Here is a 19150-nt window from a genome sequence, read left to right on the forward strand (position 1 = left end):
GGTAGCAGCAGCCTGCTCCCCCGCGACAACCCGCCGAATCCGCGCCCCCCCCCCCCCCCCCCCCCCGCCCCCCCCCCCCCCCCCCCCCCACCCCCCCGCCCCCCCCCCCCGGCCCCCCCCCCCCCCCCCCCCCCCCCCCCCCCCCGGGTTCGATCTCGGTTAGCTCGAAACCTTGTCGAGCTCCTTGACGTGGTGCGCCTTCCCGCCCCAGCCGACGTGCGCCTCGGCGCGCATCCGCTCGATCATGTGCGGGTAGTGCAGCTCGAATGCCGGACGCTCCGAACGGATCCGCGGCAGCTCGTAGAAGTTGTGCCGCGGCGGCGGGCATGTCGTCGCCCACTCCAGCGAGTTGCCGTAACCCCACGGATCGTCCACCGTCACCACCTCGCCGTACCGGTAGCTCTTGAAGACGTTCCAGATGAACGGCAGCGTCGAGGCACCGAGGATGAAGGCGCCGATGGTGGAGATGGTGTTCAGCAGCGTGAACCCGTCCGTGGGCAGGTAGTCCGCGTAGCGGCGCGGCATGCCCTCGGCGCCCAGCCAGTGCTGTACGAGGAATGTGGTGTGGAAGCCCACCATGGTCGCCCAGAAGTGCCACTTGCCCAGGCGTTCGTCCATCATGCGGCCGGTCATCTTCGGGAACCAGAAGTAGATGCCCGCGTACGTGGCGAACACGATGGTGCCGAAGAGTACGTAGTGGAAGTGCGCGACCACGAAATAGGTGTCCGACACGTGGAAGTCCAGCGGCGGGCTGGCCAGGATGACACCCGACAGACCACCGAACAGGAACGTGACGATGAATCCGACCGAGAACAGCATCGGTGATTCGAACGTCAACTGCCCCTTCCACATCGTGCCGATCCAGTTGAAGAACTTCACGCCCGTCGGCACCGCGATCAGGAAGGTCATGAACGAGAAGTACGGCAGCAGGACCGCACCGGTCGCGTACATGTGGTGCGCCCACACCGCGATCGAGAGCGCGGCGATACCCAGGGTCGCGTAGACCAGCGTCGTGTAGCCGAAGATCGGCTTACGGCTGAACACCGGGAAGATCTCCGACACGATGCCGAAGAACGGCAACGCGATGATGTACACCTCGGGGTGACCGAAGTACCAGAACAGATGCTGATACAGCAGCGCACCGCCGGATGCCGGGTCGTAGATGTGCCCGCCCAGGTGCCGGTCGTAGGCCAGGCCCATGAGCGCGGCGGTCAGCAGCGGGAAGGCCAGCAGCACCAGCACGCTGGTGACGGCGATGTTCCAGGTGAAGATCGGCATCCGGAACAGGGTCATGCCGGGCGCGCGCAGGCAGACCACGGTGGTCAGCATGTTGACGCCACCGAGGATGGTGCCGAGGCCGGAGACGGCCAGACCCATGATCCACAGGTCGGCGCCGACGCCGGGCGAGTGCACGATATCCGACAGCGGGGTGTAGGCGGTCCAGCCGAAGTCGGCGGCGCCGCCCGGGGTGATGAAGCCCGCGGTCGCCATCGAGGCACCGAACAGATACAGCCAGTAGCTGAAGGCGTTCAGGCGCGGGAAGGCGACGTCGGGCGCGCCGATCTGCAGCGGCAGCACGATGTTGGCGAAGCCGAACACGATCGCGGTCGCGTAGAACAGCAGCATGATCGTGCCGTGCATGGTGAACAGCTGGTTGAACTGCTCCGGCGAGAGGAACTGCAGGCCGGGCCGCGCCAGCTCACCGCGCATCAGCAGCGCCATCACGCCGCCGATGAGGAAGAACGACATGGCCGTCACCAGGTACATCACACCGAGGACCTTGGGGTCGGTGGTGGTGACCGCCTTGTAGATGAACGACCCCTTCGGCCCCAGACGTGGTGGGTACGGCCGAGTCGCTTCCAACTTCGGGACTGGCTGGGGCTCTACAGCAGTCACTGATCCTCCATTAGGTATGGCCTTGTAGCAGGTCGTTCGGCTGCCGCCCGTTTCCGGCACAAACAAACGACAATGCGCTACGACGCATCGTAAACCGTGCTCCCGCAGCGCATCGCGCCCGGTCCTACTCTGTGTCGTATTCGACCGCCGCGGGTGTCGCCGTTGCGATGATGTCGGGGCCGCTGTGTACCCTTCCCCGCATGCCGGTGATCGAGGTCGACTCCACCCGAAACACCACAGCCCGCCACCGCCGCCACGCTCGGCGTTTGCGTGCCGGTAGCTTGGCCGCGGCCGCCGCGGTGGCATTGGTCGCGGGCTGCGCCCAGGGGTCGCACGACGACGCCAGCATCGTGCGCACCACCACCAATATCGCCGGGGCCGCCGTGGTCGGCATCGAACGCGACACCCGCACCGCGTGCGCGCTGCCCTCGGCGCCGGATCAGCGGTCGGGCACCCACACCGTGACGCAACCGGCCGGACCGACGCAGGTTCCGGCGGATCCCCAGCGCATCGTCGTGCTCGACACCGCGGCCCTGGACGCCGTGTGCGCGCTGGGCCTGTGGGAGCGCGTGGTCGGCGCCGCGACGCTCGCCGGGGAGACCCCGCAGCCGACGTTCATGGGCACGGGGGTGCAGAAGATCCCGGGCGTGGGCGGCATCGGCGCACCCGATATCCAGGCGGTCGCGGCGCTGCGCCCGGACCTGATCCTGGGCGGCACGGGCGGCGCCGATGCGCTGCGCGGGATCGCCCCCACCGTGCAGGTGGGTCCCGGCAACTGGCAGTCGACCTTCACCGCCTACGCCGAGGCGATGGGCCGCGGCAATGCCGGAGCGAAGGCCCTGGCGGACTACCGGACCGCCGCCCGCGATACCGGCAGCGCCGTCGCGGCAAACCTGTCGCAGGCCTCGGTCATCCGCTTCGCGCCCTCGGCCGACATCCAGGTCCAGGGGGACGACAGCTTCGCCGGGCAGGTGCTCGCCGACGCCGGTGTGCAGCGCCCCGTCGCGCAGCGCGGCGCCTCGTTCAGCGTCAGCAGCCTGTCGAGCGCCGACGACCGCAACAAGATCGAGGGCGACATCATCTACCTGATGTTCGACGGCCCCGACGGCAAGACCCACGGCGAGAAGGTGATGAAGGGCCCGGACTGGGAGAAGGTCAGCGCCGTCATCGATAAGCGCGACTTCGCCGTCGACGACGCGATCTGGCACGGCACGGGCCTCACCGCCGCCCGCGCGATGCTCACCGACCTGACCAAATCCCTCAACGGCTACGTCACCGACTGAGCCGCCGGAATTTCCTGTCCGCCAACGCCTTGCGCTACTTGCGCCGGGTCAGCTCGACGCGGTCGGCGAGTAATTCCTGCCGACCGGGTGGAGTGAAGAAGATCTCCATGAGCACGCGGTCGGGAGAATCCAGCGTGATCTCGGTGCGCATCGGGATCGTCTGCCCGGCCGGTTGCAGGCCCAGGATGCCCGGGTCGGTGAACTCGCCCGACATGACGATGTCGGCCTGACCGCCGGACCCCTTGGCACCCTTGTAGCTCATGGTCATCGGGGTCACGCTGTCGACGGTGGTCCACTCGTAGCGGTCGTCGGTCGGGCCGTAGCCCAGCAGGCCGTACCGGTAGTACGGTTCGCCACCCGGCTGCCCCTCGGCCTCCTCCTGCAGGAAGTTGTTGCCGGTCTTGGCGATCCAGCTCCACTTCGACACGATCCGGCGGCGGACCGGATTGTCGGCGGTGCCGCCGGCGACGAACGTCGACTTGTCCCCGTCCCACTCGCCGACCAGCTGATCGAGTCGGCGATGCCCGGGATCCTGCGGCGCGGGTGGGACGACGGCGCTCGCGCTCGTCGTCGGCGCGGGCTCCGAGGTCGTATCGCTGGAACACCCGCCGATCAGCGCCGCCACGGCGGCGACGGTAACCGGCAGCAGCATCCGGGATCGGTTCGATCTCATCTGTGAATCCTTGTCGTGCAGACCTACTTCCGGCACAGATCGTCGCCGGAAGGCTGTGTAAGCAAAGCCGACCGGTGCGCCGCGCGCAACAGCGACTCTCAGCCGGGGACGTCGCGGCTCTCCTCGGGATGACGGCGCACGCTCTCGCGCGGACGCAGCGCGTAGGCGGGCACCAGCTGATCGGTCAGGTGCAGTGGCGGGCGCCCGTCCGCGTACGGGATCGCGAAATTCACCCGGCCCAGCCAGTCGCCGTTGAGGCTCGGCACCCAGTGCGTCAGGGTGCCGGGACGCTCACCGGTCATATCCAGCCCGGCGCCGTTGATGTGGCGCGGCATCCCGGGATCGCGCACGAGTAGGGCGTCGAGGCGGACCCACACCGGGCGCGGCGGATAGGTGAGCGCCCGGTAGTAGTAGCCGGTCTCGTTCGGGTATTGCAGCTCGGGCTCGGTGCCTTCGGTCCGAGGTAACTCACCCTCCTCGTTCGAACGCATATTCGAATACTAGCGCGCGGTTCATGACACGTCTCGAGACGGTCGGATTTCGCCGAATGAGCAGGTCAGCACGCGTCCGTCGCGGTCTATCGGACCTGGATCAGCGCATGTTCGCCGCTGGTGCGCCAGTTCCGGCCGGTGGCGTCGAGGTCGGCGACCTGCTCGGCGGACAGTCCGGCGACGACGTCGGACTTCAGCGTGCGCAGGGCGGTGACCGGCGACGGGAAGTAGGCGGTGAGCTCGGCGAAGGGCGTCGTCGGCGGCCAGTCGCGATCACCGAGGAGGCGGCGGTAGTTCAGATCGCCCTTGAGGATCGTCATCGCCGCGCACGCGAACTCGACCGCCAGATCCTCGGGCAGGTCGTGGAACGACAGGGGGGCACAGAAGAATTCGTGGGTGCGCGGGACCAGGCGGCCCTCGTTCATCGCCTGCCACAGCCGCTCCCCCACCTGCCGCGCCTCGGCCGCATCGCTGTCGCGCAGCACACGCACGGCGGCCAGCAGGTCGGCCATGGTCGCGTCGGAGACGTAGTACGGCTGCGGCTTGAGGTAGATCGTGACCCGGGCGGCGGTACCGCTGGTGAGCAGGTGATCGATGAGGATCAGATCGGGCAGCAGTTCCCGCCCGGCATTGTCGGCGACCAGGCATACGTCCGGATCGGTCGCGTCGGCCAGCGCCGCCCACAGCGCCGGACTGTCGTCGACCAGCAGCCGATCGTCCCGCGCACCCGAACCCGCCGTCAGCTGGAAGCCGAGATCAGCCTGATTGCCCCACAGCGCCGAGACCAGCAGGGCGTCGCGCCTGCTGTCCTCCGGCGCCTCCGCCAGGTCGGCGAGCGCGCTCAGTTCCTCGGCGACGGCCGGGCTCGCCAGTTCGGCGGCCTTGGTGGGCCCGAAGGGGTCGATGCCCTGCCAGACGCCGGATCCGAAGTACCCGACCGCCTCCAGCAGCCGCCGGTAGAAGTAGCTCTCCGCCCACAGGAAGGACGCCTCGGCCCACGGCCGCCCCCACATCTCCCGTCCCCACTCCTGCCATCGCGCATCGTCCCCGGCGGCGGTCTCGAGCGGTTCGATCACCCCGGCGATGCTCTCGGCCAGCAGCTTCCGCAACGCCGTCTGCTCCGCATGCCCGTACGGATGAGCGCCGATCACCTGCTCGATCAGCTTGGGATGCCGCTCATGAAACACACCATGCGGAAACGACCCCGGAACTCCGACCACAATCTGCGCCGCATCGGTCATCCCCCGATCCTGTCATCCGGGCGAGCCCCGCACTTCCCGCACCCCTCGCACGTGAGGAACTGTTCGTTGCGTTGGGGAGAGTTGGTTTGCTGGACGGCAGTCGTTCAGGTTGTGTTGCGTTGGTTTGGACAGGGTGCGATCTATGGCTGACCCTGTGCACTCCGGTATTTCGCGGCGGACGCTGCTGCGCTCCTCCGCCGTGGGGCTCGTCGCCGCGCCGGGGCTGGTGGCGTGCTCGTCGGACGGCCCCGGGCTGGTGCGGGATCGGCCGAACCTCACCCACGGCGTGGCGGTCGGCGATCCGCGCGGTGACGGTGCGCTGATCTGGGCCCGCTCCGATCGCCCGGCCAAGCTGATCGTGGAGACCTCGGCCACCGAATCCTTCACCGAGACAAGGCGTTTCGAGGGACCGTCGCTCGGCCCGGCCACCGACGGCACCGGACGCCTGCGGCTGGCGGGACTGCCCGCCGGACAGCAGGTGCACTACCGGGTGACGCTGGAGGGCGACGGCGGCGCGACCTCCGAGCCGGTCACGGGCGTATTCCGCACCGTCCCCACCGCGGCGTCGGACCTGCGGCTGCTGTGGTCGGGCGATGTCGTCGGCCAGGGCTGGGGCAGCAATCCCGACCTGGGCGGCATGAAGATCTTCTCGGCCATGGCCGCCCGCGACCCGCACCTGTTCATTCATTCCGGCGACGCCATCTATGCCGACGGTCCCCTGAAGGAAACGGTGACGCTGCCGGACGGGCGGGTCTGGCGCAATGTGGTCACCGAGCCGAAATCCGCTGTCGCCCAGACCCTCGAGCAGTTCCGCGGCCAGTACGCCTACAACCTGCTCGACGACAACTACCGGCGCTTCTCCGGCTCCGTGGCGCAGGTCGTGCAGTGGGACGACCACGAGACGGTCAACAACTGGTATCCGGGCGGCACGGTCGCCGCGTCGAAGGGCTACACCGAGCGCAGCATGGACGTGCTGGCCCAGCGCGCCTGGCAGGCGTTCCACGAGTGGATGCCCCTCGACCCCGCCGAGGCCGTCGACGGCAGGCTCTACCGCAAGATCCCCTACGGCCCCCTGCTGGACGTGTTCATGCTCGATATGCGGACCTACAAGGACGCCAACGACGCCAACCGTTCCCCGGACGGAAAGATCTTCGGCCCCAAGCAGACTCAGTGGCTGATCGACTCGCTGCGGGAGTCGCGGGCCACCTGGAAGATCATCGCCAACGATCTGCCGCTGGGCCTGGTCGTCAAGGACGGCGAGCAGCCGGGCACCACCGCCTTCGAGGGTCCGGCGAACGGCGACCCGGGCGCGCCGTCCGGGCGCGAAACCGAGATCGCCCGGGTGCTGTCGGCGATCAAGGCGAACAAGGTCACCGGCGTCGTATGGCTGACCGCGGACGTGCATTACACTGCCGCACACCATTATTCGCCGGAGCGCGCCGCCTTCACCGATTTCGACCCGTTCTGGGAGTTCGTCTCCGGCCCGCTCAACGCCGGCGCCTTCGGCCCCAACGATCTCGACGGAACCTTCGGCCCCACAGCCGTTTTCGTCAACGCCCCACCCGCACAGAACACCTCGCCGATGGACGGCTTCCAGCACTTCGGCGAGGTGGTCATCGACGGCAGGAGCAGGGAGCTGACGGTGAATCTGTGCGACGCCACCGGCAAGACCCTGTTCACCCGGCGCTTACCCCCGGCCTAGAAGTCCCAGTCCTCGTCCTCGGTGTTCACGGCCTTGCCGATGACGTAGCTCGATCCCGAGCCGGAGAAGAAGTCGTGGTTCTCGTCGGCATTGGGGGACAGCGCGGACAGGATCGCCGGGTTGACGTCGGTCTCGTCCTTGGGGAACAGGCCCTCGTAGCCGAGGTTCATCAGCGCCTTGTTGGCGTTGTAGCGCAGGAACTTCTTGACGTCCTCGGTCAGGCCGACCTCGTCGTAGAGGTCCTGGGTGTATTCGACCTCGTTCTCGTACAGCTCGAACAGCAGCTCGAAGGTGTAGTTCTTCAGCTCGGTCTGCTCGGCCTCGGTGAGGCTCTCCAGGCCCTTCTGATACTTGTAGCCGATGTAGTAGCCGTGCACGGCCTCGTCGCGGATGATCAGGCGGATCAGGTCGGCGGTGTTGGTGAGCTTGGCCCGCGAGGACCAGTACATCGGCAGGTAGAAGCCGGAGTAGAACAGGAAGCTCTCCAGCAGCGTGGAGGCCACCTTGCGCTTGAGCGGCTCGTCACCGTTGTAGTACTCGAGGACGATCTCGGCCTTGCGCTGCAGGTTCCGATTCTCCTCCGACCAGCGGAAGGCGTCGTCGATCTCGCGGGTGGAGCACAGGGTGGAGAAGATCGAGCTGTAGCTCTTGGCGTGCACCGACTCCATGAACGCGATGTTGGTGTACACCGCCTCCTCGTGCGGGGTCAGCGCGTCGGGAATCAGGCTCACCGCGCCGACCGTGCCCTGGATGGTGTCCAGCAGCGTCAAACCGGTGAAAACCCGCATGGTCAGCTGCTTTTCGTGCGGGCTCAACGTGTTCCACGACGGAATGTCATTGGACACCGGGACCTTCTCCGGCAACCAGAAGTTGCCTACCAGCCGGTCCCAGACCTCGGCATCCTTCTCGTCGGGCACCCGATTCCAGTTGATCGCAGACACTCGGTCGATCAGCTTCACGCGCCGCTCACTCACCCTTCTCACCTAGCCGGACCGTACAGATTTCCCGTACGGGAAAACACTACTACTTGGGGCCGACAACCCCTTGCAGCACAAGACCTTGTGTCTCGGCCGTCCTGTGCAAATGCCGCCGAGGTGGGGCGAGACACATCCGGGGGATCAACCCCGCGTACGCTATTGGATGCTCGCAGTTTGCCAGACACGGCATCAATGCGTCGCGATGCCGCTCGGATCGATCACCACCCGCGTGTTGTTCGAAAGGAGTAGTGCAATGGCAGTTCCCGGCACGGCCAGGTCCGGTAGCTCGCTGAGCTCGTGGACGATCTTCTCCGGTGTGCTCCTGCTCATCGCAGGCGTCATGCACCTGCTGACGGGCATCGCCGCCATCGCCGAACGCGCCGTCTTCGTCGTCGACGAGGACGAGATCTTCCGCATCAGCCTCACCGGCTGGGGATGGCTGCACGTGGTGATCGCCGCGCTGCTGGTCATCGCCGGAATCGGGATCGTCAACGGGCAGACCTGGGGCTACCTGGGCGGCATCGTGATGGCCGCGCTCAGCGTGCTCGCCAACTTCATCTTCGCCCCGATGTACCCGTTCTGGGCACTGGTCATCATCGCCATCGATGTCCTGGTGATCTGGGCACTGGCCCGCCAGCTGTCCACCGACGGCGACTGAAGCGCGGCACGCCGAGGCTGCCGCGCCATTCCTCAGATGCCCAGCACCACCTTGGCGGTCGTGAAGTAGATGATCAACCCCGTGGCGTCGACCAGGGTGGTGACCATGGGCGCGGAGATCACCGCCGGGTCGATGCGCAGCTTCTTGGCCAGCAGCGGCATGGTGCCGCCGATGGTCGCCGCCCAGCCGCAGATGACGATCAGCGTGATGCCCACGACCAGGGCGATCTGCGCGCTGACGAAGATGCCACCGATGATCATGCCGACCACCGCCAGCATCGACCCCAGCACCAGGCCCACCCGGCACTCGCGCCAGATCACCCGCAGCAGATCCGACACCCGGACCTCGCCGACGGCCAGCGCGCGCACGCACGACGTCGCCGCCTGCGCGCCCGCATTGCCACCGGCCCCGATCAGCAGCGGAATGAACAGCGCGAGGTGCGCGGCCTGGGCGAGGGTGGCCTCGAAGGCGTCGGTCACCGAGACCGTCAGGGTCGCCGCCACCAGCAGCAGCATCAGCCACATCGCCCGATACCGGGCCAGCTGGAACACCCCGGCCGCCATGTAGTGACCGGCCCACGGGGTGGTACCGGCCTGCCGCGCCACGTCCTCGCTGTCGGCGGCCTCGATCACCTCGACCGCGTCGTCGATGGTCAGCAGCCCGACCAGCCGGTCCTCGCTGTCGACCACGGGCAGGTTGATGAGGTTGGTCTCGCGCATCAGCCGGGCGGCCTTCTCGGCCGAATCGGTGGCCCGCGCGAAGACCGGTTCGGTGACCACGAGATCGGACACCATGGCCTCGGGCGCGCTGAGCACCAGCTCGCGCAGCTCGACGATCCCGATCAGCCGCCGCCCGAGATCCACCACCGGCAGCGTGTACACGGTCTCGGCGCCGACGCCCTTCACCCGCACCATCTGCAGCGCCTGGGCGACGGTCACCTGCCGCGGCAGCGCGACGACCTCCGGCGTCATGTACCGGCCGACCGCGCCCTCGGGGTAGCCGAGCAGGGCGGCGGTCATGCGGCGCTCGTTCGGGCTCAGCCCGGCCAGCACCTTCTTGGCGACCTTGGCCGGGGCCTCGCGCAGCATCCGGGCGCGGTCGTCGGGATCCATCTCCTCGACGAGCTCGCGGAAGGCCTGGCCGCGCAGGCCGGACAGGATCTGCTGCTGATCGACCGGCTCGAGCTCCTCGAACACCGCCAGGGCGCGGTCCTTGTCGAGCAGCCGGAAGGCGAGCCCGGCCTGCACCGCGTCCATGCGCGCGAGTTCGTCGGCGATCAGATGCGGCGGGTGGTTGTCCAGCCACGCCAGCGTGGCGTCGACGCGGTGGCAGTCGACGATGTCGCGCAGCGACTCCCCCTGCGGGAACTGCGGCATCGACTCGGTGGACTCGGCTGCGGACAGCACGGGATCAACGACGGAGAGATCGGTCGGCGACATGGCAGAACCTCGGCACAACGGCATGCAGCACTACGGCATGGAACGGGAATGGAACCAGATCACACCGCGGGGCGCCGCCCCTCTCGCCGACGAACTATCGGCAGGACATGAAGGCGACGCCGCGCGGCCTTCGACTGGGGGGCTCGCTACGCATAGCAACCCACCTCCTCATCGTCGCCGCTGTCTTCGTGTGCGTCATCCGCCCTTTGACGAACGCAGCCACCGGCGGCCCATCCGCCGATGACGCAATATTGCATTCCGATGCAGCATACTCGAATCCCGGGTACGCCACGCCGACGGGAGTACAACGCCACGGCGCGTCCCATGATTCCCGCCTCCCGGCGCTCGCGGCCGACCGCCGGAATGCGTTGTGCCGGAAGACCTGTCAGCCGCGGTTCTGCAGCAGGCCGAGGATCTGCGCGACGTCGGATTTCAGGGTGGCGATGTCGGATTTGATGGTGCCGATATCGAGTTCGACGGCCCGCAGGCGGTTCTCGACCGAGGTGAAGCGGCGTTCCACCGAGGTCAGCCGGTTCTCGACCGATTCCTGGCGGGCGGTGAGGCTGCTGATGTCGACGCCCATGGAGATCAGTCGTGACGCGATCGACCGCTCGTCGAGATTGCCGATGGACATCTGGATCGACTCCAGCTGCCCGCTGATACCCGCGCCCTTGTCGTACTCGTCGGAGTCCGTCACCGCACCAGTATCCCGCGTGACCGGCCGATCTCGGGCGCACGCCACGGTTGCGGAACGGGCGTATTCGCCGCTCCCGTCCGGCATTGCCCTCGCCGGTGACCGGGGATAATCTGCTCGCGTCTGAAATGTGTTGTCCCGGTGGACAACAGACGATCGATCCGGGGGACCCATTGCAAGAAATCCTCAGCTCCGTCGCGACGCTGCTGTGGCCGGTGCTGTTCCTGGTGGCGCTGCTGATGTTCCGCGGTCCGGTGGGCCGGGTGATCCGCTCGGCCGAACACCGCGAGTTCACGCTGACCGTGGGCGGCCAGGAGATCGGCATGAAGGAGCTCAGCGCCCAGCAGGACGACATGATCGCCGACCTGCAGACGCAGCTGAGCAGGCTGCAGCAGGAGGTGGCGGCCCTGAAGGCGCCGCGCCCCTGGTCCCCGCCGACCGCGACCGACGCCTGGCTGCCGCCCGCCGAACCCGGATACGCGATGCCCGGCCCGTTCACCGATGCGCAACCGGCACCGGGCAGCCCGTGGGCCGGTGACGCCGGTTTGCCACCCGGAGAACCGGGCGACAGTAGTGAAACATCGCCTGCGGGAACCGAATTCGCGCCCGCTTCCGACGATCCGGGCTCCGGGGCGTCGCCGGAGCCTGGAGCGCGACCGTCCGGACCACAGACGCCGCCTCCCCCGAGCGCCCGCCCGGGACCCGCGCCGAACGCCGTGCTCTGGGTGGACGACAAGCCGCAGAACAACGCCCTCATCGTCGACCGCTTGGAACGCAACGGGGTGCGCGTCGATATCGCGAGGACCACGGAGGAGGCACTGACCCTGCTGGACAGGGGACGCAACTACGGCGTCGTCGTGACCGACTGGGGCCGCACCGAGAACGGCGTGCGCGTCTCGGATGCGGGGCGCCGCCTGCTGGAGGAGGTGCGCGAGCGCGACACCTCCGCCCCGCTCATCATCTACACCAGCGCGTTCGGCATCTCCGCCGCGCGGCGCGACAGCGCGACCGAGGCGGGCGCACGCCTCGTCACCGGCTCGACCACCCGACTCACCGGTGAGCTGGCCGCGCTCGGCCTGCTCCCCGGCTAGCGCCTAGAGCATGCAGCTGACGCAGCCCTCGACCTCGGTTCCCTCCAAGGCCATTTGGCGGATGCGGATGTAGTAGAGGGTCTTGATGCCCTTGCGCCAGGCGTAGATCTGGGCGCGGTTGACGTCGCGGGTGGTGGCGGTGTCCTTGAAGAACAGCGTCAGCGACAGGCCCTGGTCCACGTGCTGGGTGGCCGCGGCGTAGGTGTCGATGATCTTCTCGTAGCCGATGTCGTAGGCGTCGGCGAAGTACTCGAGATTGTCGTTGTCCAGGTAGGGCGCCGGGTAGTAGACGCGGCCGATCTTGCCTTCCTTGCGGATCTCGATCTTCGACGCCACCGGGTGGATCGAGCTGGTGGAGTGGTTGATGTAGGAGATCGAACCGGTGGGCGGCACGGCCTGCAGGTTCTGGTTGTAGATGCCGTGCGCCATCACCGAGGCCTTCAGCTCCCGCCAGTCGTCCTGGGTCGGGATGTGCACCCCGGCGTCGGCGAACAGCTGCCGCACCCGGTCGGTCTTCGGCTCCCACACCTGCTCGGTGTACTTGTCGAAGTACTCACCGCTGGCGTACTTCGACTCGGGGAAGCCGCCGAAGTACTGCCCGCGCTCGATGGCCAGCTGGTTCGACGCCCGGATCGCGTGGAAGGCGACCGTATAGAAGTAGATGTCGGTGAAGTCGACGCCCTCGTCGGACCCGTAGTGGACCCGCTCGCGCGCGAGGTACCCGTGCAGGTTCATCTGGCCGAGGCCGATGGCGTGGGACTGGTTGTTGCCCTGCTCGATCGACGGCACCGAGTAGATGTGGGTCTGGTCGGACACCGCGGTCAGCGCGCGGATGGCCGTCTCCACCGTCTTGCCGAAATCGGGCGAGTCCATGGTCTTGGCGATGTTGAGCGAGCCCAGATTGCACGAGATGTCCTTGCCCACCGTGGCGTAGGACAAATCGTCGTTGTAGATCGAGGGCGTGGAGACCTGCAGGATCTCCGAGCACAGGTTGGAGTGGGTGATCTTGCCCTGGATCGGGTTGGCCCGGTTCACCGTGTCCTCGTACATGATGTACGGGTAGCCCGACTCGAACTGCAGCTCGGCGATGGTCTGGAAGAACTCGCGCGCGTTGATCTTCGACTTGCGGATGCGCTTGTCGTCGACCATCTCGTAGTACTTCTCGGTGACGTTGATATCGGCGAACGGCACGCCGTAGATGCGCTCCACGTCGTACGGCGAGAACAGGTACATGTCCTCGTTCTTCTTCGCCAGCTCGAAGGTGATGTCCGGGATCACCACGCCCAGCGACAGCGTCTTGATGCGGATCTTCTCGTCCGCGTTCTCGCGCTTGGTGTCGAGGAAGCGGTAGATGTCGGGGTGGTGTGCCTGCAGGTACACCGCGCCCGCGCCCTGCCGCGCGCCCAGCTGGTTGGCGTAGGAGAACGAATCCTCCAGCAGCTTCATGATCGGGATGACGCCCGAGGACTGGTTCTCGATCTTCTTGATCGGCGCGCCGTGCTCGCGAATGTTGCTGAGCAGCAACGCGACACCGCCGCCGCGCTTGGACAGCTGCAGCGCGGAGTTGATGGAGCGCCCGATGGACTCCATGTTGTCCTCGATGCGCAGCAGGAAGCACGACACCGGCTCGCCGCGCTGCTTCTTACCGGAGTTGAGGAAGGTCGGCGTGGCGGGCTGGAAGCGGCCGTCGATGATCTCCTCGACCAGCTCCGACGCCAGCACCTCGTCACCGGCGGCGAGGGTCAGCGCGACCATGCAGACCCGGTCCTCGAAGCGCTCCAGGTAGCGCTTGCCGTCGAAGGTCTTCAGCGTGTACGAGGTGTAGTACTTGAACGCGCCGAGGAAGGTCGGGAACCGGAACTTCTTGGCGTATGCCTGCTGGAACAGCTTCTTCACGAACGCCCGGCTGTACTGCTCGAGGACCTCGGGCTCGTAGTAGTTCTCCTCGATGAGGTAGTCGAGCTTCTCGTCGAGGTTGTGGAAGAAGACGGTGTTCTGGTTGACGTGCTGCAGGAAGTACTGGTGCGCTGCCTCGCGGTCCTTGTCGAACTGGATCTCGCCGTTGGGGCCGTAGAGGTTCAGCATCGCGTTGAGGGCGTGGTAGTCCATGCCCTCGGTCGACGAATCGCCCGTCACCGGGCGCTCTAGGCGGGCCGTCTTTCCGGCCGGTGCTGTTGTCGTTGCCAAAACAATCCCAATCCCTCTCGGACGCGCTCGACGTCCTCGGCGGTTCCCATGAGTTCGAAGCGATACAGGTACGGCACCCCGGCCTTGCGCGAGATCACCTCTCCCGCATAGCAGTACGTATCGCCGAAGTTCGTGTTGCCGGCCGCGATGACGCCGCGCAACAACGCACGATTGTGCGGATCGTTGAGGAACTTGGCCACCTGACGGGGCACGAATTCCTTGTCGGATCGGTTGCGGCCCAAGACGTGCCGACCGCCCCCGTAGGTGGGGCAGATCAGCACGTAGGGCTCGTCGACGCGAAGCGATTCGGCGGTGTGGAGCGGAATGCGAACTGCCGGGAGACCCAGCCGTTCGACGAAGCGGTGCGTGTTCTCCGACGCGCTCGAGAAGTAGACCAGGTCGGCCATGGCCACTCCCCCTTCCCCATTGTCGGACGAAAGTCCTCGGCCGGAACTTGTTCCGGCATGCTCTCGGCCGGAATCAGGCCGCCTGGGTCAGCAGCGACTTGATGCGGTCGGGGCGGAAGCCCGACCAGTGCTCGTCGCCGGCGACGACGACCGGGGCCTGCAGGTAGCCCAGCGCCATGACGTAGTCGCGGGCCTCGGGGTTCTCGGAGATGTCGACGACGTCGTAATCGACGCCGGCCTTGTCGAGAGCGCGGTAGGTGGCATTGCACTGGACACAAGCGGGCTTGGTGTACACGGTGATGGTCATGAGTGTCCCTCTCTCCTTGCCTTGAATCCGACTGCAGTGCACGACTCGCAAGATCCAACTGGTAACTGCGCAAACCCCTGGAAGCGGGCCCGGAGCCCCAGGTCGCGAGTGCCGCAACCGGTCGGAGCCCGCGTCGTCTTCCAGCGCTGTAGACACTACACCTAGTGGCCGACAGATTCATCCAACACGACATGTTGCGAGTCACAAAGGTGAAATTCGGTCGGCGTAAGTACCTGGACAGTTGATTCGCAACCCGACACGACAGTGGCGCAGATCACGATTTCGTGTCGCAGCTCCCTCCCAGCAAACCCAATTTGCTCACCAGTCACAACCGTCTCACGCGCCCCCGGGACAGCGAAGAGCCGCCCCATCCGGACCGGACGGAGCGGCTCTCACTCGGCGTGTCGCGTCAGCCCTGGCGGGCCTTGAACCGCGGATCCTTCTTGTTGATCACGTACGTCTTGCCGCGCCGGCGCACCACCTGGGCGCCCGGCTTGCTCTTCAGCGAACGCAGCGAGTTGCGGACCTTCATGCCACCTCCTAAACGAAAACGATTTTCACATTCTATACAGGCGGCGATGCGGCCCCACGCGCGACGGAAGGCGGCGCAGACTCAGGCGTTGACCCGCGCCGCGACGACCTCGACCAGCTCGCGCACCGCGGCGGCCAGCTGCGTCAGCGCCTCGGCATCCTCGCGCGGGTGCGCGTCGGCGAAGCGCTGGCCGATGGTGCCGAAGTGCAGATGCGCGCTCTCGACCACCGAACCACCGGCGATTCCGGCAGCCTTGACCGTGTCACCGTGCGACCACTTGGCGGCATTCTGGCTGATGGAGGCGCTGATCACGGCGATCGGCTTCTCCTTGATCGAGCCCGCGCCGTACGGGCGCGAGGCCCAGTCGATGGCGTTCTTCAGCGCGGCCGGGATGGTGCCGTTGTACTCGGGAACGAACAGCAGCAGCCCGTCGGCGGCGGTCACCGCCTCACGCAACGCGGTCGCCTGGGCGGGCACCTGCCCGGGAACGTCGATGTCCTCGTTGTAGAAAGGGATATCTCCGAGGCCGGAGAAGATGTCGACCTGGACACCCTCCGGGGCGGTCTGCGCGGCGGCCTCGGCGAGCTGGCGGTTGAACGATCCGGCGCGCAGGCTGCCGACCAGAGCGAGGAGGCGGGTCTGGGACATGGTCACTCCTTGTGCGATGTTGCGGTGGGTTGCGCTTCTACGCCACCATAAACGGACCGCAGTCCGCTTTCATTCCCAGCCCCCGAGGTCACCGCTGTGAGCCACGACACACACCCTCCCGCCGACGTGCACGCGCCGCAACCCGGCGATACGGCGCCGGTCCTGCCGATCGAGGCGGTGGTCCCGATCCCGCCGCACACCCTGCCCGTCGCCGAGGAGCACCCCGAACGCAGCGATGCCGCCCGCAACCGGCAGCTGCTGCTGGACGCCGCCGAGCAGCTGGTGCGCGAGCACGGCGCCGACGGCGTCACCATGGACGCGGTCGCCCGGCGCGCGGGCGTCGGCAAGGGGACGGTGTTCCGCCGGTTCGGCAACCGGGCCGGGCTGATGCTGGCGCTGCTCGACCAGTCCGAACGAAAACTGCAGGCCGCCTACATGTTCGGGCCGCCGCCGCTGGGACCGGGCGCACCGGCGGTGGAGCGGCTGGTGGCGTTCGGGCGGGCGCGGCTGGCCGGAATCGAGGTCGAGGGCGAGATGCGCCGCGCCGCCGACGAACCCGGCCGATACTCGGGCGCGCCCTACAACATCATGAAAACCCATGTGGCCCTGCTGCTCCGGCAGACCGGGGTCCGGGGTGACATCCCGCTGCTGGCCGATTCGCTGCTGGCCGGGCTGGACGCGGCCCTGGTACTGCACCAGACCCGGGTACTCGGCTACACCCCGGAGCAGATCGGCGACCACTGGGAGCGGCTGGTGCGCGCGGTCGTCCCGGCCGCACCCGCGCCGTGAGCGCCAGTAGAGTGACCGGCATGGGGAACCTGCGTGAACGCATTGTCGCCGAGTTGGGTGTGCGGCCGGTCGTCGAGCCGAAGGTCGAGGTGCGCCGCCGCGTCGACTTCCTCAAGGACTACCTGAAGTCCACGCCCGCAACGGGTTTCGTGCTCGGGATCAGCGGTGGTCAGGATTCGACGCTGACCGGGCGGCTGTGCCAGCTGGCCGCCGAGGAGCTGCGCGCCGAGGGTCGCGAGACCGCGTTCGTGGCGGTGCGGCTGCCCTACGGCGTGCAGGCCGACGAGGCGGACGCGCAGATCGCGCTGGAGTTCATCCGGCCCGATCACTCGATCACGGTGAACGTCAAGCCGAGCGCCGACGCGGTGGCGGGTGAATCCGCGCGGGGCCTGCACGAACTGCTCGCGGGTGCGGAGACGGCAACCACGCGGGCGCTCGGGGGCGAGCAGCCGCAGCTGCGGGACTTCGTGCGCGGCAACATCAAGGCCCGCGAGCGCATGGTGATCCAGTACTCCATCGCCGGTCAGCTGAACATGCTGGTGGTGGGCACCGACCACGCCGCCGAGGCGGTCACCGGCTTCTTCACCAAATACGGCGACGGCGGCGTGGACGTCACCCCGCTGACCGGCCTGACCAAGCGCCAGGGCGCGGCCCTGCTGCAGGAGCTGGGCGCCCCGCCGAGCGTATGGGAGAAGGTCCCCACCGCCGACCTGGAGGACGACCGTCCCGCCCTTCCGGACGAGGTCGCACTCGGCCTGAAGTACGCCCAGATCGACGACTACCTCGAGGGCAAGGACGTCGCCCCGCAGGTCGCCGACCGCGTCGAGTCGATCTACCTCGCCACCCGCCACAAGCGCGCGGTCCCGGTGACCCCGCTGGACACCTGGTGGCGGCCGGAATAGTCAGCCTGCCTCGACCTCGGCGAGCCGGCGGCGCAGGAAGCCTCGGGCCTGATCGTTGCTCGCCTGCTCGATGGCCAGCCGGTAGTGCGCGGCGGCGTCGGGATATCGACCGGCGCGGCGTAGCAGGTCGGCGCGGGTGGATGCCACCAGGTTCGAACCGGCCAGGCGTGGGTGGTCGGCGACCTCGTCGAGCGCCGCCAGGCCCTGGTCGAAACCGTGCAGGAAGCCGACGGCCACCGCGCGATTGACGCGGACGGCGGGTGAATCGGTGTAGCGCAGCAGTTCGTCGTAGGCGGCGACGATCGAGTGCCAGTCGGTCTCGGCCCAGGTGGGCGCGACGGCGTGGGCACCCGCGATTCGCGCCTGCGCCAGGTACGGCCCGCTGCCGCCCTGTTCGGAGGCCGACACCAGGCAGCTCAACCCCGCTCGGATCGCCGCGCGGTTCCAGCGCGCGCGGTCCTGTTCCTCCAAGGGCACCAGCCCGTCGTCGGCCGACCGGCGCTGCGCGCGGCGACTGTCGTTGAGCAGCATCAGGGCGAGCAGGGCGCGGGCCTCGGGTTCATCGGGCAACAGGCCGCACAGCAGCCGACCCAGCCGAAGTGCCTCGTCGCACAGCTCGTCTCGCACCGCGGACGGGCCGGAGGTCGCGAAGTATCCCTCGCTGAACACCAGGTAGATGCACGACAGCACGCCCGGAAGCCGTTCCGGCAGTAGGTATCCCGGCGGTACGCGCAGCGGGATCCCCGCCTGCCGGATCTTCGCCTTGGCCCGGCTGAGCCGCTGCGCCACCGTGTGTTCGGGTTGCAGGAAGGCGCGGGCGATCTCGGCCGTGCGCAATCCGCACACCAGGCGCAGGGTCAGCGCCACCCGCGATTCGGGCGACAGCGCGGGATGGCAGCAGGTGAAGATCATCCGCAGTTGATCGTCGGCGATCGGTGTCACCTCCGGCTCCTCCCTCGGCGCGGCACTCAGTACGGCGACGTATTCCTTTGCGGCCCTGGACGACTCGCGCCGCAGCCGATCCAGCGCGCGATTGCGGGCCGCGGTGGTGATCCAGGCGCCCGGATTGGCGGGCGGACCGGACGCGGGCCAGGACCGCAGCGCGTCGGCGAACGCCTCCTGCACCGCGTCCTCCGCGAGGCCGATATCGCCGACCATGCGGGCGAGGGTGGCCAGGGCCCGGCCGAATTCGGCCCGGTAGACCTCGTCGATGTACTCGGCCGGGCCCATCGC

At 67.8% G+C, this 19150-nt stretch carries 19 protein-coding genes; 6 read left to right on the forward strand and 13 right to left on the reverse strand.

The window, feature by feature from the left end; all coding sequences use genetic code 11:
- Positions 1–159: 159 nt before the first annotated feature.
- Positions 160–1896 carry an aa3-type cytochrome oxidase subunit I gene (gene ctaD, locus QH290_RS15485; RefSeq protein ID WP_280383529.1) on the reverse strand — a complete coding sequence of 579 codons (1737 nt, stop codon included), beginning with the start codon at positions 1894–1896 and terminating at the stop codon, positions 160–162.
- Positions 1897–2096: 200 nt separating this feature from the next.
- Here ctaD and QH290_RS15490 point away from each other — a divergent pair, with 200 nt between their 5' ends.
- Complete coding sequence (locus QH290_RS15490) at positions 2097–3179, forward strand: ABC transporter substrate-binding protein (protein ID WP_280261848.1); 1083 nt, start codon at positions 2097–2099, stop codon at positions 3177–3179.
- Positions 3180–3213: 34 nt separating this feature from the next.
- Here the strand turns inward: QH290_RS15490 and QH290_RS15495 are convergent, their stop codons facing one another.
- The 3 genes from QH290_RS15495 to QH290_RS15505 all read right to left on the reverse strand — a co-directional run bounded on the left by QH290_RS15495 (position 3214) and on the right by QH290_RS15505 (position 5584).
- Complete coding sequence (locus QH290_RS15495) at positions 3214–3852, reverse strand: DUF1579 family protein (RefSeq protein WP_280261850.1); 639 nt, start codon at positions 3850–3852, stop codon at positions 3214–3216.
- Between the two features lie 98 nt (positions 3853–3950).
- Entirely contained in the window at positions 3951–4343 is a 393-nt protein-coding gene (locus tag QH290_RS15500) for a hypothetical protein (RefSeq protein ID WP_280261852.1), read from the reverse strand.
- Between the two features lie 86 nt (positions 4344–4429).
- Positions 4430–5584, reverse strand: coding sequence for a damage-control phosphatase ARMT1 family protein (locus tag QH290_RS15505; RefSeq protein ID WP_280261854.1), 1155 nt, complete (start codon positions 5582–5584; stop codon positions 4430–4432).
- A gap of 142 nt (positions 5585–5726) precedes the next feature.
- Between QH290_RS15505 and QH290_RS15510 the strand changes: the two genes are divergently transcribed.
- Positions 5727–7286: an alkaline phosphatase D family protein gene (locus QH290_RS15510; protein WP_280383531.1), complete on the forward strand. Its 1560-nt coding sequence runs from the start codon at positions 5727–5729 to the stop codon at positions 7284–7286.
- Here the strand turns inward: QH290_RS15510 and nrdF are convergent.
- Positions 7283–8245 (reverse strand): class 1b ribonucleoside-diphosphate reductase subunit beta, encoded by a 963-nt coding sequence (gene nrdF, locus QH290_RS15515; RefSeq protein WP_280261901.1) that lies wholly within the window; start codon positions 8243–8245, stop codon positions 7283–7285. The two genes, QH290_RS15510 and nrdF, sit on opposite strands and share 4 nt — an antisense overlap.
- Positions 8246–8516: 271 nt before the next feature.
- Here nrdF and QH290_RS15520 point away from each other — a divergent pair, with 271 nt between their 5' ends.
- A complete protein-coding gene (locus QH290_RS15520) occupies positions 8517–8921 on the forward strand; it encodes a DUF7144 family membrane protein (protein WP_280261857.1) in 405 nt (134 codons plus the stop codon).
- Positions 8922–8953: 32 nt separating this feature from the next.
- On the opposite strand, the gene mgtE is transcribed toward QH290_RS15520, so the two are convergent.
- Together mgtE and QH290_RS15530 are read right to left on the reverse strand one after the other, a co-directional pair.
- Positions 8954–10360, reverse strand: a complete 1407-nt coding sequence (mgtE, locus tag QH290_RS15525) for a magnesium transporter (RefSeq protein WP_280261859.1) — start codon at positions 10358–10360, stop codon at positions 8954–8956.
- Between the two features lie 385 nt (positions 10361–10745).
- The gene (locus QH290_RS15530; RefSeq protein ID WP_280261861.1) at positions 10746–11057 is read right to left on the reverse strand and encodes a hypothetical protein; all 312 of its coding nucleotides are present in this window, start codon (positions 11055–11057) and stop codon (positions 10746–10748) included.
- A 170-nt stretch (positions 11058–11227) separates the two neighbouring features.
- On the opposite strand from QH290_RS15530, the gene QH290_RS15535 reads away from it, so the two are divergent.
- A complete protein-coding gene (locus tag QH290_RS15535; protein ID WP_280383533.1) occupies positions 11228–12145 on the forward strand; it encodes a DNA-binding transcriptional response regulator in 918 nt (305 codons plus the stop codon).
- Positions 12146–12148: 3 nt separating this feature from the next.
- Here the strand turns inward: QH290_RS15535 and nrdE are convergent, their stop codons facing one another.
- From nrdE to QH290_RS15560, 5 genes are all read right to left on the reverse strand, one after another.
- Positions 12149–14254: a class 1b ribonucleoside-diphosphate reductase subunit alpha gene (gene nrdE, locus QH290_RS15540; RefSeq protein ID WP_280261903.1), complete on the reverse strand. Its 2106-nt coding sequence runs from the start codon at positions 14252–14254 to the stop codon at positions 12149–12151.
- Positions 14255–14289: 35 nt separating this feature from the next.
- Positions 14290–14739, reverse strand: a complete 450-nt coding sequence (gene nrdI, locus QH290_RS15545; RefSeq protein ID WP_280261864.1) for a class Ib ribonucleoside-diphosphate reductase assembly flavoprotein NrdI — start codon at positions 14737–14739, stop codon at positions 14290–14292.
- Positions 14740–14812: 73 nt separating this feature from the next.
- Entirely contained in the window at positions 14813–15046 is a 234-nt protein-coding gene (locus QH290_RS15550; protein ID WP_068014192.1) for a redoxin NrdH, read from the reverse strand.
- Positions 15047–15455: 409 nt separating this feature from the next.
- Positions 15456–15578, reverse strand: coding sequence for a type B 50S ribosomal protein L36 (ykgO, locus tag QH290_RS15555; protein ID WP_025348247.1), 123 nt, complete (start codon positions 15576–15578; stop codon positions 15456–15458).
- Positions 15579–15659: 81 nt separating this feature from the next.
- Entirely contained in the window at positions 15660–16226 is a 567-nt protein-coding gene (locus QH290_RS15560; RefSeq protein ID WP_280261874.1) for an NAD(P)H-dependent oxidoreductase, read from the reverse strand.
- 177 nt (positions 16227–16403) lie between these two features.
- On the opposite strand from QH290_RS15560, the gene QH290_RS15565 reads away from it, so the two are divergent.
- Both QH290_RS15565 and nadE read left to right on the forward strand, forming a co-directional pair.
- Positions 16404–17015: a TetR/AcrR family transcriptional regulator gene (locus tag QH290_RS15565; RefSeq protein WP_280261905.1), complete on the forward strand. Its 612-nt coding sequence runs from the start codon at positions 16404–16406 to the stop codon at positions 17013–17015.
- 20 nt (positions 17016–17035) lie between these two features.
- Complete coding sequence (gene nadE, locus QH290_RS15570; RefSeq protein ID WP_280383536.1) at positions 17036–17917, forward strand: ammonia-dependent NAD(+) synthetase; 882 nt, start codon at positions 17036–17038, stop codon at positions 17915–17917.
- Here the strand turns inward: nadE and QH290_RS15575 are convergent, their stop codons facing one another.
- On the reverse strand, positions 17918–19147 hold the full coding sequence (locus QH290_RS15575) for an RNA polymerase sigma factor (protein WP_280383538.1): 1230 nt from the start codon (positions 19145–19147) through the stop codon (positions 17918–17920).
- Positions 19148–19150: the final 3 nt, after the last annotated feature.

The organism is Nocardia wallacei (assembly GCF_029869545.1).
Lineage (GTDB): Bacteria > Actinomycetota > Actinomycetes > Mycobacteriales > Mycobacteriaceae > Nocardia > Nocardia wallacei_A.